This window comes from Paenibacillus tundrae, from assembly GCF_036884255.1.
In the GTDB taxonomy this organism is placed as follows: domain Bacteria; phylum Bacillota; class Bacilli; order Paenibacillales; family Paenibacillaceae; genus Paenibacillus.
Map to the genome: position 1 here is coordinate 6,104,656 of NZ_CP145605.1, position 17,097 is coordinate 6,121,752.

The 17,097-nt window shown below is 46.6% G+C and carries 13 protein-coding genes; 4 read left to right on the plus strand and 9 right to left on the minus strand.

The annotated features are described in order from the left end of the window. Positions 1-264: 264 nt before the first annotated feature. Positions 265-2,487, minus strand: a complete 2,223-nt coding sequence (locus V6W81_RS27305) for an MMPL family transporter (protein ID WP_338540963.1) — start codon at positions 2,485-2,487, stop codon at positions 265-267. Positions 2,488-2,838: 351 nt separating this feature from the next. Between V6W81_RS27305 and V6W81_RS27310 the strand changes: the two genes are divergently transcribed. Continuing rightward, a complete protein-coding gene (locus V6W81_RS27310) occupies positions 2,839-3,462 on the plus strand; it encodes a TetR/AcrR family transcriptional regulator (protein WP_338540964.1) in 624 nt (207 codons plus the stop codon). On the opposite strand, the gene V6W81_RS27315 is transcribed toward V6W81_RS27310, so the two are convergent. Next, the gene (locus V6W81_RS27315; protein ID WP_338540965.1) at positions 3,459-4,937 is read right to left on the minus strand and encodes a PLP-dependent aminotransferase family protein; all 1,479 of its coding nucleotides are present in this window, start codon (positions 4,935-4,937) and stop codon (positions 3,459-3,461) included. The genes V6W81_RS27310 and V6W81_RS27315 overlap by 4 nt on opposite strands. A gap of 110 nt (positions 4,938-5,047) precedes the next feature. Here V6W81_RS27315 and V6W81_RS27320 point away from each other — a divergent pair, with 110 nt between their 5' ends. Further along, entirely contained in the window at positions 5,048-5,632 is a 585-nt protein-coding gene (locus V6W81_RS27320) for a GNAT family N-acetyltransferase (protein ID WP_338540966.1), read from the plus strand. 38 nt (positions 5,633-5,670) lie between these two features. Here V6W81_RS27320 and V6W81_RS27325 read toward each other — a convergent pair whose 3' ends face one another. Next, the gene (locus tag V6W81_RS27325) at positions 5,671-6,567 is read right to left on the minus strand and encodes a diacylglycerol/lipid kinase family protein (protein WP_338540967.1); all 897 of its coding nucleotides are present in this window, start codon (positions 6,565-6,567) and stop codon (positions 5,671-5,673) included. 296 nt (positions 6,568-6,863) lie between these two features. On the opposite strand from V6W81_RS27325, the gene V6W81_RS27330 reads away from it, so the two are divergent. After that, positions 6,864-7,475 carry a hypothetical protein gene (locus tag V6W81_RS27330; protein WP_338540968.1) on the plus strand — a complete coding sequence of 204 codons (612 nt, stop codon included), beginning with the start codon at positions 6,864-6,866 and terminating at the stop codon, positions 7,473-7,475. 176 nt (positions 7,476-7,651) lie between these two features. Here V6W81_RS27330 and V6W81_RS27335 read toward each other — a convergent pair whose 3' ends face one another. The 4 genes from V6W81_RS27335 to uxaC form a co-directional block, all read right to left on the minus strand. Next, positions 7,652-9,529, minus strand: a complete 1,878-nt coding sequence (locus tag V6W81_RS27335) for an ABC transporter ATP-binding protein (RefSeq protein WP_338540969.1) — start codon at positions 9,527-9,529, stop codon at positions 7,652-7,654. Next, positions 9,526-11,253 carry an ABC transporter ATP-binding protein gene (locus V6W81_RS27340; RefSeq protein ID WP_145044606.1) on the minus strand — a complete coding sequence of 576 codons (1,728 nt, stop codon included), beginning with the start codon at positions 11,251-11,253 and terminating at the stop codon, positions 9,526-9,528. The genes V6W81_RS27335 and V6W81_RS27340 overlap by 4 nt, the downstream gene beginning before the upstream one ends. Next, positions 11,250-11,792, minus strand: a complete 543-nt coding sequence (locus V6W81_RS27345; RefSeq protein ID WP_338540970.1) for a MarR family winged helix-turn-helix transcriptional regulator — start codon at positions 11,790-11,792, stop codon at positions 11,250-11,252. Before V6W81_RS27345 ends, V6W81_RS27340 begins: the two co-directional genes overlap by 4 nt. A 235-nt stretch (positions 11,793-12,027) precedes the next feature. Continuing rightward, entirely contained in the window at positions 12,028-13,470 is a 1,443-nt protein-coding gene (uxaC, locus tag V6W81_RS27350) for a glucuronate isomerase (protein ID WP_338540971.1), read from the minus strand. A gap of 205 nt (positions 13,471-13,675) precedes the next feature. Here uxaC and V6W81_RS27355 point away from each other — a divergent pair, with 205 nt between their 5' ends. After that, positions 13,676-14,422, plus strand: a complete 747-nt coding sequence (locus V6W81_RS27355; RefSeq protein ID WP_338540972.1) for an MBL fold metallo-hydrolase — start codon at positions 13,676-13,678, stop codon at positions 14,420-14,422. Positions 14,423-14,565: 143 nt separating this feature from the next. On the opposite strand, the gene V6W81_RS27360 is transcribed toward V6W81_RS27355, so the two are convergent. Together V6W81_RS27360 and V6W81_RS27365 are read right to left on the minus strand one after the other, a co-directional pair. Continuing rightward, positions 14,566-15,168: a hypothetical protein gene (locus V6W81_RS27360; RefSeq protein WP_338540973.1), complete on the minus strand. Its 603-nt coding sequence runs from the start codon at positions 15,166-15,168 to the stop codon at positions 14,566-14,568. Between the two features lie 308 nt (positions 15,169-15,476). Next, on the minus strand, positions 15,477-16,955 hold the full coding sequence (locus V6W81_RS27365) for an alpha-amylase (protein WP_338540974.1): 1,479 nt from the start codon (positions 16,953-16,955) through the stop codon (positions 15,477-15,479). Positions 16,956-17,097: the final 142 nt, after the last annotated feature.

The following is a 17,097-nucleotide window of genomic DNA, read 5'->3' on the forward strand; positions in this document are numbered from 1 at the left end:
CAGAATAACTTTCCGATCGCTGTTTACCCCCAGATTTTTTTGATTCCCTTTTCCAAAGGGAAAATCCGGGGATAGCGTATGCTTCCGATGTAGCTTTCTTTCAGAAAGCTTTCAGGCGAACGCTACGCTTCTCCATGTTATTTCTGTCCTCTCCGTTTTCGTGTGAATTTTATTAAATATATTCATAATAATTTCAAAAAAACATGGACAGCGGTTAGATCGTAACCGCCATCCATGCTATATAACCGAATCATAGGATAGAGATTAAACCTGCTTCTCTTCCTGTTTTTCCGCAATCGGAACATATTTACCTGGCCAGAATGCCCATTTACCTAGCAATGTCGTAATCGCCGGTACCATGAATGGACGCACCAGGAACGTATCCAGCATAACGCCTACAGCCGTAATAATCCCGAACTGCACTAACACCTGGATCGGCAATGTTGCCAATACCGCGAACGTTCCTGCCAAGATCAGACCCGCAGAGGTGATAACCGATCCAGTCTCGCCTACACCTTCCTTAATGGCTTGGCGAAGTGGCATCGTTTTGCGTTTCTGCCAGATGCTTGAGATCATGAAGATGTTGTAGTCTTCACCTAGTGCCACAAGGAACACGAAGGAATACAGCGGAATCGCTCCTTGAATGGCATCAGCTCCAAGACCGTAATGGATAATAAGCCACCCCAGTCCCAGTGCTGAGAAGAAGGATAGAACGACAGTTGCAATCAAATATGCCGTTGCGACTACAGAACGCAGGTAGAGCAGCAATAACAATGTGATCATGCCGATGACCACTGGAATAATGATCTTAGCATCGCGCTCTCCAGCTACTTCAATGTCATATTGCTCAGCCGTCTGGCCATCAATCCATACGTGCGTATCGGCATTCGATATTCCCGCATCCGTCAATGCCTGCTCAGCAGTAGCTCGCAAATCAGGAATGTGCTGCATTGCTTCCATTGAGTACGGATTCAGATTGAACTCTACATCATAGGCTGTAATGTTCGCATTCTCCGCACCCTGCTGTGCATCGCCAACTTTGCTTACATAATCGAGTGCTTCAAGTTTGGATTGGAGATCCGTCTCTTGACCCTCAGCATCAATGATAACTTTCACTGGAGCCAATTCCCCTTGGGAGAACTGTTCTCCAATAACGGTGAAGCCTTCACGAGAAGGAACATCTTCCGGGAAGGAAGATAACAAGTCATATGTGAATTTAATCTGTGTTGAGAACACCGCTAGTCCACCTAGGAGTACCAGAGTAACTGCCAGCACTGTCCATGGCTTCGTAACAACTGTACGCCCGATCCAGCTTTCTTTCACTTTGCGTGGAGCTGGAGCTGGTTTGCCTTTTTTCTTAGCACGTTCTACTTCCATCTCATGTGTACGCGGTACGAACGGGTAGAACGACCCACGACCGAAGATAGCGAGTAAGGCTGGAACCAGCGTTAGACTTGCAATAAACATGATGAAGATGGACAAACTGAATGGTACGGCAAAACGGTGATATGCCCCATATTCAGCAAGTAACAGTACAAGCAAGGCCGCAACGACAGTGAAACCACTCATGGCAATGGCACCGGATGAACCCGTGATTGCCTGGAAGAGAGCTTTCTTTTTGTCCGGCTCATGGTAGAGAATTTGACGGAATCTAGAGATCATGAACAGGCAGTAATCCGTTCCCGCTCCGAATAAGAGTACCGTCATAATTGAAATGGACTGAGCATCAACGGTGATCCATCCTTGATCTGCCATGAATCCCAGAATCGGACTCGTCACCATATATGCGAACCCTACTGCGATAATTGGAATAATCGCAAGTACCGGGGAACGATATATCAGTAATAACAACACAAGCACGAGTATGACTGTTGCAATGAGCAGCGATACGTCAGCAGAAGAGAATAATCCACTGGCATCAATCGATATACCGACTGGCCCTGTAACGCGTGCGCTGAGTGAACTTGTATCATCAACGGCTACTTCAAACGGGTTCACTCCGAAGATTTCTTCCGTTTTCTCCTGCAGTGCATCGATGCCTTTCTCCAGTTGCTCCGCATCGGCTCCTTCGTTGAAGAAGAGAGGCATAACAAGCGTGCTACCATCTTCGGATAGTTGCCCTTGAATGGCCTGTGGTGGTAACTGATACAGCGGTACTACCGCTTGCTGCTCTTCCACAGGGTCTTGATCCAGTCGCTCTGTCAGCGCTTGAATCTGCTTAATATGTTCATCTGTGAGTCCACCAGCCTGATGCCATACAATTAATGCTGGCAAGCCTTCCCCACCAGGGAATTCTCGCTGAGCTACTACAGCAGCTTGAACAGATGGTTTGGAATCGCTCAGATCCTGAGCATTATTCGTTTCCCGATCATTCACAGCCGGCCAAACTAGACCGAGTACTACCGCTATGATGATCCATACCAGAAGTGTTACCCACTTACTTCGTTTGCCAGCAACCCAGCGGCCGTATCCCGAACCTTCTTGCATTGTCTTCTCATCTCCCTATCCTGATATATATATAGATTGATCTAAACTATTTACACTAGCCACTTCGACGACAGAATAATGTTCCGATCGCTGTTATCCCCAGATTTTTTTGATTCCCTTCTCAAAAGGGAAAAAATCCCGTGATAAAGGCGAACACTTCGCTTCTTCAATTATTTCTGTCCTCTCCGTTCTGGTGTAAATATTAGCTCAATCTATATAGAACTTATTATAGAAATGAACCGTGGGTCATTGTATAATCGAATTAATTATATATACCGGAAGGTTAATTATGCAATACTAAATTTATGAACAATTTTGAACAGTAACAATTTACGTAAAGAGGTATACAAAATGAACCCTAAACAACGTACTCCCCGTTCACCAGGCAGACCAAAGGCTGGCTCTGATCAAGCATCAACTCAGTCGAAAATTCTTATGACGGCATCCAAGCTATTTATGGAACATGGATATGAACCTGTATCCCTGCAACAGATCGCGTCCCAATGTCAGGTAACCAAAGCATCGATCTATTACCACTTCTCCAGTAAACCTGAGCTGTTCACGACAGCTATCACACGTATGATGGCTATGGCGATGCAGCAGACCGCACGTCGGCTAGATGAGCCCGGATCGCTGCGACAACGGCTTGGGAATGTAGCTGAGGTGAAGATGGAGCAATCTCATATTGATACAGAAACGATGATGCGCGAAGCCGAAACCTATCTGAACGAAGAGCAGCTTACCCAGATCCGTGCAGCGGAGATACAGATCTATGAGGTGCTGGCTGTACATTTTCAGCGAGAAATGGATCATGGATACCTCCGCCCTGCGAACCCCATGTTGCTCGCTCATGCATTTACGTCCCTGCTTATGCTTGCGAACCGGGAAGATGTGCGCAACATGCATGCAAGCATTGCGGAACTTGCACAGCAACTTGTTGGCTTATTTCTGGATGGGGCTGTTCAAGAGAACTAAGATGAAGGAGAACAGTTCCATGCCTCCGCAAGTGCTTCGATCCCATAATCAATATGGGCTGCTTCTATACCCGCGAAACCGATGATAAATTCCTTTTTGCCATCCTTCGGACTGTCGGCATCTCCCCATAGATACGCTGTAGAACTCACTTGTACACCCTTCTCAGCCGCTGCACGTACCAACGCAGTGGCTGTCTGAGATGACGTTATACGCAATACCAGATGAAAGCCTGCACTCTGTCCGCTAATCTCAGCATGCTCGCCAAAATGTCTGCGGATGGATTGAACGAGAAGATCATGTTTCCGTTTGTAGAGGTTTCGCATTTTGCGGATATGCTTGCCAAGCTCCCCTTCACGCATGAATACTTCTAACGTTCGCTGGATGAACCGGGAAGCCGACTGTTCAAACAGGACGTCTCGGTACATCTCTCGGAAGCCATGCATTAATTCCATTGGAAGGACCATGTAGTGTACACACAAGGTCGGGGCAAGCACCTGGGAGAAACCGCCCATATAGATGACACGACTATCCTCGCGCAGTCCTTGCATCGATGGAATTGGACGTCCATGATAACGAAACTCGCCGTCATAATCATCCTCAATGATGTAGGCTTGTTCCCGCTCCGCCCAATCTAGCAACGCTAATCTTCGTGCAATAGGCATTGTCATGCCCATCGGGAATTGATGGGAGGGCGACACACCTACTAGCTTCACTCCCGCACGTTCCAATGCTGTGATATCCAAACCTTCATCATCCAGTGGAATGGGCACAACCTGATAACCATAATGGCGGAATGTACCCGGCAACAAGCGATAACCAGGACGTTCAACTCCAATCGAATGAACACCACCCAACTTCAGTAGCGTTTGTACAAGCAACGTCATTAACAAGTGCTGCTCTGCACCCACCACGACCTGTTCTGGCGAACATCTCACACCACGGAACTGCCCAAGATAGGTGGCAATCTCACATCGTAACCCCCATTCTCCTTGGGGATCACCATAAAACAACAACTTATCCGCCTCTTCGCGCCAGATTCGATTCGTATATTGCTGCCATTTGGCATACGGAAACAGACTAAAATCATTGCGTGACATATGAAAATCAAACTCCATATTCTTGACGGGGCGAATTGCAGCTTGATCCGAGTCTGGATATTGGCGTTGATCCGGCTTGATCTCATGATGCAAACTATCATCCATCGGAAGCTGAATCGCCCCGTACCCATCCATCAAAGCACGTACACGAAAGCCTCTACGTGGCTGGCTATACACATATCCTTCTGCAATCAATTGCTGATATGCCCATTCGACTGGAGTCGAACTGACTCCCAGCATTTCGGCCAGTTTACGAATGGAAGGCAGCTTGGTATTCTCGGCCAATTCACCACGCATAATCTCCCGTTTGATATGATCCGAGAGTTGAACGTAGACGGGCCTGCTCGTGTTCTCCTCCAATATCGGCATCTGCTTCATGATTCCATACACCTCATCTGTCCTGCTTGAATTTTAATAACTGCACATTTTGCAGTATACAGTACTGGGATATACTCAGGGGAGTCAGTTCACAAATAGGAGGAATAACCATGTCTCAATCTACCCAATCATCATCACATATCCCACGTCTTCTAGAGGGTGAGCGTGTCTATCTACGTCCATTTGAGCAGAGCGATGTAGATACCTATTTTCCAGGGTTATTCAACAGCGAGACTCGCCGGCTTACGGGTACACAAAATAGTTTTACACGTGCACAAGTCGAACGTTATGTAGAGAATGCAGCCCAGGATGATTCCAGGCTCATGTTGTTGATCGCTTTACAAGAAACGGATCAAGTCATCGGTGACATCGTCCTGATGGACATGCATAGCAAAAATCGTAGCGCACATCTTCGCATTGCCATCGACAACGCGGAGCATCAAGGTAAAGGTTATGGTAGCGAAGCCATGCTGCTTATGCTTGATTATGGTTATGGCATATGCAATCTGCATCGGATTGAGCTTGAGGTGTACGCCTTCAACGAACGCGCCATCCGGACGTATGAAAAGCTTGGGTTCCAGCGTGAAGGAATCAGCCGAGACGTGCTGTTCTATAACCATCAGTATCATGATGCCATACGCATGAGCATGCTAGAAGAAGAGTATCGAGAGAGGTACTGCGTAGATCAATCTTAGAGTAGCACCCATGATGTGCAATAAAAGAAACAGGGATATTAATATTCATCTCCGGTCAGAAAAGTCAGATGACCCGCCGACACCGACAGTTCGGCGGGTGTCTTCATATATAATTCGCCATCGGTATCTGCCAGCATAGGCGTTGCAGTCTCCAGCTTCAAGCTGGCTGCCTTGAAATAACTGATGCTCTCATGCTGAGGCTGCCATTCTCCTTCTGGCTTATGGGTTAAAATCTCTCGTAGCAAAGGGATACCTGTATCATGGATAATGAGCACATCCAGTTTACGGTCTTGGAGAGAGTTGGGTGCAAAGGGCAACGCGTTGGTGCCCAGAAAACGCCCGTTCGCAATATAGATCATAACCGCTTCACCCTGCATCTTCTCCCCGTCTGCCTCCAATTGATAGCGGAATGGCTCTGCATGACTTATCGTTTGTAAGGTGCTGATGAAGTAACTAATCTTGCCGAGTGCACCTTTTAATTGATCATTTATATTTTGTGATGTATCACTGATTAATCCGATTCCATAAAAGTTCGTAAATACTCGGTCATTAGCTCGTCCAAGATCAATAGACACCTGCTGCCCTTTCAACATTTCCTGCGCAGCTGTTTCCACATCTGGAGAAATGCCTAGCGAACGCGCAAAATCATTACAGGTACCTCCTGGCAATATGCCAACAAGTGGAGGCTGTTTAAGATCGGCTAGCCCATTCACGCATTCATGAACCGTACCATCACCGCCAAGAATAAACACAACATCGAACTGCTCCCCACGCTCACGGCATAGACGCTCACCCTCCCCAGGCTCGTCCGTTCGAACCATAACAAGTTCGCGAACTGCTGGCGCTAGTATGCCTGATACAATGCCTACTGGATCAACCCGATTAGCTTTTCCCGCGTGCTGATGATGAATTAACAAGGCTTTGTTAAACTCCATCGCTATTCCCCCCATTCTAGGATATGTATCGACCTATTAACCCTTTACCCGTTGAGATGAAAAGTGTAACTTCAGCTAAACACTCATTATCGTGTGTGTGCAAAATGGAGAACTCTTATATGCAATGGATAAGCACTACTTTTTTTGCTATGCTCATGTATGAGAACAACACTTGTTCCGCAATTTATTGAAAATAAGCTATATCATTGCATTCCTAAAATTTACAGTGATAGAAGTACCATTCAAACTCGTTCAAAACGGTTATATGTATACCATAAACGAATGGAGGGATTGCTATGATTCCAGCAACATTGGAACAATTGGAGCAAGTTCGCAAAGAATGCCGCACCATGGTTCGAAAAAGAGCCACTGCTTCCTTCGGCACCACACTCGTTCCGTTGCCTGGTACAGATGTGCTCGCCGATGTAGGAATGCTCATGCAGCTCTTGCCTGCCATTAACAATAAATTCGGATTATCACAAAAACAGCTCGAAGGCATGGATCCAGAGACCAAGTCCATGATCTACGGATTCGTGATGTCCATCGGCTCCAAAGTGATTGGACGAATGGTTACCAAAGAACTGGTAGTCCAAATCCTGAAGCGCATTGGCATACGTGTAGCTACCAAATCGGTCGCCAAATTTGTGCCGCTCGCCGGTCAAGGACTGGCTGCAACGCTTAGCTATACAGGAATGCGCTATGTTGGGAACAAACACGTCGATGACTGCTATGAGGTCGTTAAACGTATGATTGAACAACGCGAAGCCATTCCGGGGGAAATGCCTCCTTCTGCGCTGAGTACATCGGATAAGGATGAAGTCACGCTTCAATTGCATGACTCTCCAGAAGACACGGAAGAGAACAATGCTAAGAATAGCACAGTTACGGGTAAAGCCAAGCAAGACTAGTATATCAATAGTCTAACCAACGAATTCATGCATGTATGTTGTATGTTTCAGGTTGAATGGAGCTTTAATGGAAACATTATAAGCTGAAGCCAAACAAGACTGAGCTCCCACTAGGGTTGCTCAGTCTTGTTTGGTTAGTGTGTTTCTTTATATATCAATGATCTAACTTAACTAGCTTATATCGCCTGCGGCTGTTGCTCTGCGAACTGGCTATTATACAGATCCGCGTAGAAGCCCTGTCGATCCATTAACTCCTCATGGTTACCCTGCTCAATGACGTTACCGTGATCCATCACGAGGATGAGATCCGCACCACGAATGGTGGACAATCGATGGGCAATGACGAAGCTGGTGCGATCCTGCATCAGATCATTCATCGCTTTCTGAATGAACACTTCTGTCCGTGTATCGACACTACTTGTTGCCTCATCCAGAATGAGGATTGCCGGATTAGCCAGAATCGCTCTAGCGATCGTGAGCAGTTGCTTCTGTCCTTGGGAGATGTTCGACGCTTCTTCATTCAACACCGTATCATACCCGTCAGGCAGAGTTCGAATGAAATGATCGGCATGCGCGGCTCTTGCAGCCTCATATACTTCCTCGCTCGTTGCCCCTTCACGTCCATAAGCAATGTTGTCACGGATAGTTCCGTTGAACAACCAGGTATCTTGAAGCACCATCCCAAATAAGCTACGCAGCTTGCTACGCTCCATATCCTGAATGTTCACACCATCAATTTTAATCTGCCCGTCCTGTATTTCATAGAAACGCATGAGCAGGTTGATCAATGTCGTTTTACCAGCACCCGTTGGCCCCACAATAGCGACCGTCTGACCTGGCTTCACATCAATGTTCATATTACGGATGAGTAACTCATCGTCTTTGTATCCAAAATTCACACCTTGGAAAGCTACAGCACCTTGTGGTTGCTGTAATGCCACAGGTTTATTTGACTCAGGCACCTCTTCTTCTTCATCCAACAATTCGAATACCCGCTCTGCCGAAGCAATGGTGGATTGAATAATGTTCGAGATGTTGGCAATCTGGTTAATCGGCTGTGTGAATTGACGTGAATATTGCGTGAAGGCAAGAATATCCCCGATGGTAATTGCGCCTCGTGTAACAAAGATCCCGCCCACGACACAGATCAGAACATAACCTAAGTTACCGACAAACGACATCAGCGGCATAATAATCCCCGAGATAAACTGGGCTTTCCAGCCTGATTCATACAGTTCTTCGTTCACCTTTTCGAACTGTTCGACGGATTGATTTTCACGACCAAATGCTTTGACGACCTTATGTCCTGTATACATTTCCTCTACGTGCCCATTCAGCTCACCGAGTGATTTCTGCTGTCCAGCAAAATGCTTTTGTGAACGGGAAGCTACAGCAACCACCACAACAACACTCAGCGGCAGAGTTAAAAGGGTAATCAATGTCATCCACGGACTAATGGTGAGCATCATAATGATGACCCCAACAATCGTAACAACCGAGGTAATAAACTGCGTCAAGCTCTGTTGCAACGTATTACTTATGTTATCTACATCGTTAGTTGCCCGGCTTAATGTCTCCCCGTGAGTACGGGAATCAAAATATTTGAGAGGCAAGCGTCCGACCTTCGCACTGATCTGCTCACGCATGTCGTACACAACACGTTGTGCCACGCCAGCCATCAAGTACTGCTGGACATACATAAATGCAGCACTGAACAGATATAACCCCACAAGCAGATACAACACTTTGATTAATGCAGGAAAATCAACACTTGCGCCTTGTACGCCCTGATAAATGGCAATAGCGCCTTCACTTAATATATTCGTACCTTCTGCCATTATTTTGGGACTGATAATACTGAAGACGGTACTTAAAATGGCTGCGATAAGAACCCCTAGGAGCCGGAAACGGTGTGGATGCAGATAGCGAACCAACCGACGTAGTGTACCTTTGAAATCCTTCGCTTTCTCCACTGGGGGACGCATTCCCATGCCGCCACCAGGAGGGCCGGGCACACCGGATTTGGGTGCCTTGCGTTCTGTACGTTCACTCATGCGATCTCCTCCTCTGTAAGCTGGGACGATACAATTTCACGATACACTTCGTTGTTCGCGAGCAGCTCTTGATGTGTTCCTGAACCAACAATTCGACCTTCATCCATGACAAGAATCCGATCAGCATCCATAACAGTGCTCACCCGTTGAGCAACGATCAGCACTGCCGCTTCCGTCGTCTCTGATTTCAGTGCGGCTCTGAGCTTAGCATCTGTCTTGAAATCGAGTGCAGAGAAGCTATCGTCGAAAATATACACCTCAGGGCGACGCACTAGTGCGCGTGCAATGGACAAACGCTGCTTTTGTCCACCCGAAACGTTATTACCACCTTGTGCAATCATGCTGTCATAGCCATCTTTCATCTCGGAAATGAAGTTCTCTGCCTGCGCCGTTTGAGCCGCATGCACAACCTCCTCCATTGTGGCATCGTCCTTACCATGACGGATATTCTCTGCGATGGTTCCGGTAAACAGCACTGCCTTTTGCGGTACAAATCCAATAATCGCTCGTAAATTCTCCTGTTTCAGTTGACGGACATCCGTCCCATTCACTCGCACAGTACCTTCGGTAACGTCATAGAATCGAGGAATAAGGCTGAGTAATGTTGATTTACCTGAACCCGTACCACCGATAATTGCCGTGGTCTCCCCAGGACGAGCCGTAAAAGAAATATTGGATAACGCAGCATTCTCGGCACCCGGGTAACGGAATGTAACATTATCGAATTCAATCGTTCCTTGAAGTGCATTCATCTTACGCGGCTGCGTTGGATCACTAAGATCTGGCTGCATATCAAGCACTTCATTAATCCGCTCTGCTGAAGCCGATGCTCTTGGAATCATGACAAAGATCATGGAGACCATAATGAGGGAGAACATAATCTGCATCGCATACTGGATAAATGCAATCAGTGAACCAATATTCATATTCCCGCTATCAATTCGCATACCACCAAAGTATAGAATGGCGATCATCGAGAAATTCATAACAAGCATCATGATAGGCATCAGTGTTGCCATAAGAACATTGACCTTAATGGAGACATCTCTTAGATCGGTATTGGCTCCATTAAAGCGAGCACGCTCATGTGCTCCACGATTGAAAGATCGAACAACCCGAATACCCGTTAATTGCTCACGTAACACCAGATTGAGTCGATCAAGCTTCTTCTGAATTTTTTTGAATAGTGGCAGCCCCTTCGAACCAATCAGTGCAATGGCACCACCCAACACAGGAAGCACAACGAGGAAAATGGTAGATAATTTAGCATCCTGGGATATCGCCATGACAATACCACCGATACACATCAACGGAGCCATAATCATCATACGCAGCATCATCGTTAACACATTCTGAACCTGTGTAATATCATTCGTCGTTCTGGTGATGAGCGAAGCTGTACCCATCTTATCGAACTCCTGCAGGGAGAAGTTCTCTACATGGCGGAACACTCTGCTACGAAGCTGTTTGGCAAATCCACCTGCTGTGCGTGAAGATAGGTAACTGGCAATAATGGAACAGGCGGTTCCGGCAATGGCGATGAGTAGCATAAAGCCACCGATTTTCCAGATATAAGGAATGTCTCCTCTAATGATCCCTTTATTCACGATGTCTCCCATCAGGGTAGGCAGGTATAGTTCAGCCAGAGACTGCAACAGTACCAGACCTAGAATGAAATAGACGGAGATTTGGTATGGCTTCAGCATACGAAACAATTTCATCATGGCGTATCGTCTCCTTGTTCATTTGCTTCTGATTCTTGGGGAACCTTGCTATCAAAGAAGGTGTACACCTTCGTAAGCAACGCAGCTAACTGAAGGCTCTCTTCCTCGCCTAGATGCTCGACAAGCTTGTTGAAAATTTCCATACGCTCTTCATGAGCAGCCCGAATGATTGCACGGCCTGCCTCAGTAATCGTAATGCGCACTGCACGTCGATCCTCTGGATCCATCGTACGTTCAACTAACCCTTCATCCTCAAGTCCCCGTATGACGGGTGTAATGGTTGGTGACTTCACACGTAGCAAAGCACTGATCTCCGAAACCTTCAGTCCCGGATAATTGGATTCGAAGGAGTGATTGAAATCAGGCGGATTATCCTGCCAATTCAGGCGTTCTCCCGGATGCATACCGTGAAGCAAACAACCCAGCACCATAATTTCATTGTGATTGCGCCCATGCGGTTTATGTTGTCTCCATTTGCCCTTATTAAACTGCATGATGGAATATAAAAGCTTCTGAGCGACCGGATCTATGCCAGCCATATGGTCTTCCTCCTTATCAGGCGATACCTGTTGAATTCAATTACCGTAGTATACCTATTATATAGGTCTACAATTAAATAGATGACCAATTAATTAGGTAACCTAATTATATTTCCGACAAATATGAAAGTCAACTCTGTTCTATTTTGTTCCAAAGCACCAAAAAACCACGGCGTAAAATCGCCGTGGTTGGGAAATGTAATTTTGATTGCGTACGTTAATCGTATGTGTCCAATTAGCTCTGGGATGCCGAAGCCGTCTGTAGCGCAGGGGAGAACGGGAAGTACTCCTTGGCATTGTTGTAGGCAATCCCTTGTACGATCTCACCTAATAGCTCCATATCTTGTGGAGCCTCACCCTGCTCAGCCCACTCACCGACTAGATTACATACTAAGCGGCGGAAATATTCATGCCGAGTGTAGGATAAGAAGCTGCGTGAATCGGTCAGCATGCCGACAAAACGACTGATTAAGCCCACGTTCGCAAGTGCTCTCATCTGAGCTAACATGCCGTCCTTGGTATCATTGAACCACCAAGCTGCACCAAGCTGGATTTTACCTGGAATGCCTCCACCTTGGAAGCTGCCCATAATTGCAGCGAGCACTTCATTATCACGTGGGTTCAGAGAATACAGTATCGTTTTGGGCAGTGCCTGCTCTTGCTCAAGCGCATCCAGTAGACCGATCACCGCCGAAGAAAGTGGTGTATCGTTCACGGAATCATATCCGGTATCTGGCCCCAGCTTCGCAAACATCCGACTGTTATTGTTACGAGCGGCATTGATATGGAACTGCATTACCCAGCCCCGATCGGCATACAGCTTCCCTAGGAAGGTTAGCGTGACCGTCTTGTACTTATCCTCTTCTTCACGAGTGACTTTCTGACCCGCAAGGGCTTTGGCAAATATAGCGCCTGCTTCTTCACGTGTTGCTTCACCGAATGGAACATAATCGAGCGCATGGTCAGACACACGGCCGCCAACAGAATGGAAGAATTCCACCCGGGATTCTAGTGCGGCAAGGAAGGAATCATAGTCTTCAATTGCGGTGTCTGAAGCCTGAGATAGCTTGCCCACCCATTCGGTAAAGGTATCGCGATTTAACTCCAGCCCTTTGTCAGGACGGAAGGAAGGTAACACAGCCGTTTCGAACCCTTCGATCTCCTTAATCTTGAGATGGTATTCCAAGGAGTCACATGGATCATCCGTTGTGCACACCACTGTCACATTGGACTTCGTGATTAAGTCTCGTGCACCGAACCCTTCACTGTTTAGCTTCGCATTTACTTTCTCCCAGACGGATGGAGCACTCTTCTCGTTCAACACCTCATAGACGCCGAAATAGCGCTGCAGCTCCAGATGAGACCAGGCGTACAGCGGGTTACCAATCATCATCGGTACAGTTTTGGCATAGGCCAGAAAACGATCGTAATCCGTAACACCTTCTCCGCCCGTAATGTATTGCTCTTCAATTCCGTTTGCGCGCATTAGACGCCATTTGTAATGATCTCCATATAACCAGGCTTCTGTGATGTTGCCAAAGGTCTTATTCTCATAAATCTCCTGAGGACTGAGGTGGCAGTGATAGTCAATAATCGGCATATCTTTGACGTAGTCCTCATATAACCTTACCGCCGTTTCGTTGTGCAGCAGAAATTGTTCATCAAGAAAAGATTTCATGTATCATGCACGCTCCCTTTAGGTGAGTTTACGTTCATATGGGTTCACTTCCCACCTTGTACGCTACACTGTTTGACACCAAAGTTCAATATAAAATGATAGCGTTATCAAAAAAGGTTGATTTAGGCATATGCGTTTGAACAAGGTATACTAATTTTAATCACAATTATGCTGATCTGAAGATCGCATGTAAGGAGATGAAGACATGAAAATTACATTTCTCGGTACAGGAGACATGTTCAGTGTAGACCAACATCATAACAGTGTATTGGCTGAATTCGGTGACACCCATCTGGTGATCGATTTTCCAGAATCGAACGCGAAGGCATTGAAGCAATATGGCTTCCCGATGACAGATATACATAACGTCTTCATTACGCATTTGCACGAAGACCATATTAACGGGGTACAGATGCTTGGATACTATGCTCAGATTGTGGGTGACCAGAAGCCACGTCTGTTTATCCATGAAGAGCTGGTCGATCCGCTGTGGAGCATTCTCTCTCCGGGTATGCGTTATACGACAGATGGGGAACGTACGATGAGTGATTATTACGATGTGGTTCCACTACCCGATGGAGGAACGTTTGAGCTGGGCGGTGTTACGTTTGAAACTTTCCGTACGAAGCATGTACCGGGCATGGTCAGCAATGGGCTGATGGCTAAATCTTACTTCTATTACAGTGCAGATAGCACACTTGATCAGAAACGTGTAGAAGAGGTTGCCGAGGATGTGCGGCTTATATTCCATGAATGCCATATGCATGACCTCGTTATCAAGTCGCATACCTCATTGAAGGATCTGGAGCAATTGCCCGCTCACGTTAGAGCAAAGACCGTGCTCATGCATTATCACGATGAATATGCGAATGCCGACAAACGAACTGAATTCAATCAACAGCATGACCTACGAATGGCGGGTACACTGGAATCGTTCGAGCTTGATACGTAGATAAGTATAGACAATTGCGTTTTTCTTCGAGCTTACCTTTCCTATCATCAACACGCCAGCCTGCTTATTAAAATACATGCTACCCCGACACGACACTTGTCTTCCATTCCAATGCTGTACTGGAGCGAGACAAGTGTCTCTTCTTATTCATTAGAGAGTGACTCCATGTATGCCTGAGCCTCGGTAGACGGTTCTGCTTGGATATAAAAATAATCTTCCGTTCGTTTGTCATCTGAGCCATACGAAATTTTAATGTACATATTCTGATAGTCAGTAAGGGCGCTCCGACTGATATCTGCCTTGGGCTTCAATATATAACTCCGACCTAAGCTTAATCCGAGCGGTTCCTTATTCGGTTCTAATTTGGTCTCATAATCATTCGATGTATTGGTGTTCAGCAGATCCGGTGCGTCGATCACCTTCATCATAGCGGGTGCAAGCGTAAAGGATTGAATGACGTTGGCAAGTGGGATCTGCACATCATTCACAAGAACATCATAGGTGATCCGATCTCCATCTGCCTCATGACTCACATTAACGGTCGCTGTCAGTGTGTATTTCTCAGGCATAGTCTGCTGAAAAGAATCTCGATTGTTCTTGATACGCTCTTCGAGATCTCTCCTTTCACTATTTAGTGTATAGGAATCGGTGCGTTTCACCTGACCCATCGCCGAATCAGAGGTACATGCAGTTAAGCACAGTATGAGCAAGATCATACATAATGCTGTCCATATTTGTCTACTCAATACCCTTCCTCCCCGCATCTTCATTGGTGTCCATTTATACTTAATCCGTTTATAATTCTGGTTTATACTACCAAATTAAGGATATCATAATTAGACGAAGACGGGTTACTTTTTATGCGTATGACTATGTATGACCCACAACTACATCTGATCCTTTACTGATCGCCCATCACCTTCTTCTCTTCTCCTCTCTAGGCTCACACTTAACCAGCACAAAAAGGGCTCCACGCCAGCCATTCAGGCTAACGCGCAACCCCCTTCTACACTTAAGCTATAGCCCAAAAGTAAAGCAATTACAGTACTAACAACTAGGATGACGTTGAGGTGTGTTCCTCGTCTGGCAGAGCCCATACCGCTACACTTCCACCGTTAACATGGAACGTCGCCCAGCCATCTTCTTCAATTGTTACACTTTCCTCGCGGCTATGCGTAAGATCCGTCCAGACCTCACCAGCTCGATGTTCACCAATGAACATACGCTTCTCTCCATCGTCTCCGTTGGAGATCACCACAGCACAGCCGGAGCCCTCGAACTCCTCCGCGCCACGCCGTACCCATCCAATCGTATTCGCGTGGTCGAAGTAGTCTTCCTGCTCACCATACGCCTTATGACAGCGTGCATAGAGCAGAATGTCCAAGATCTCTTTTTTCCCTTCAACAGGTTCAGGGCCACCAATGCCGTAATAATCTCCGTAAAAGACTACAGGGTATCCATCACGACGCAGCAGCGTCAGTGCATATGCGCTTGGTTTGAACCAATCTCCAACCCAGGATTCAAGTGCCTCATGCGGCTGAGAGTCGTGGTTATCTACAAATGTCACAGCATGCGTAGGATGTGTGTGTACTAATGTATCTTCGAATATTTTGGAGAGATCGAAATCTCTACCCGCCAGAGACGCCTCATGCAATTTATAGTGTAGGGACACATCGAATAGATCGATCTGATAATCCACCGTATCCAAGAATTCCCGACAAGCATCCAGATTGGAGTTCCAGAACTCACCTACAATGTAGAAATCCTGACCCCGTTTCCGAATCATCTCGGCAGCGAACGCTTTGATGAACTCATGATTGATGTGCTTGATCGCATCCAGGCGAAACCCGCCACATTGCAACGTATCAATCAGCCATTTGCCCCACTCAATCATTTCCTCTTTGACTTCCGGATGATTATAGTCGATGTTGGCGAACATGAGGTAATCGTAGTTGCCAAACTCATCGTCGACATTTTCATTCCAATTCTTGCCCTCTTCGGCAATACGGAATACACCTGTGCGTTCTTGTCTTGCATCAAAGTCCGTTCCATTGAAATGCTTATAGTTCCATTTAAAGGAGGAGTACTGGTCTCCCCGCCCCGGAAAATCAAACTTGGTCCAGCCCTCGATCTCAAAAGGCTTAGATATCTCCTTCAATCGGTCATTCGGATCGACCTCAACAACTGGGAATACTTCCGTCTCGTCCGCACCTGCTTTATGATTCATCACTAAATCAACGTAGACGGCAATCCCACTCTTCTGGCACTCGGCAATCGCCTCTACCAGTTCTTGCTTGGTGCCATACTTCGTGCGTACGCTGCCCTTCTGGTCAAATTCGCCCAGATCGTATAGATCGTAAACGCCGTATCCGGTATCCTCGGCCGACACTGCTTTGGTTACAGGGGGTACCCACACCGAGTCAATTCCTATGGCCTTTAGCTCAGGAGCCATCTCGGCCAATCGCTTCCAGTGGTTTCCGTCTGCGCTAAGATGCCATTCAAAAAACTGCATCATCGTATGGTTTCTTTTCATTACAAACAGACCTCCTTTAGTGCTTACGAAGCGGACCTCGGAGTGTATACGTATCCCGTAGTTCGTTCGGTTGCTAACCAAGTAATAACCCGCTAGACCCCCTATTCAATCACGCATGCAGAAAAATATATACTCTAGCCAT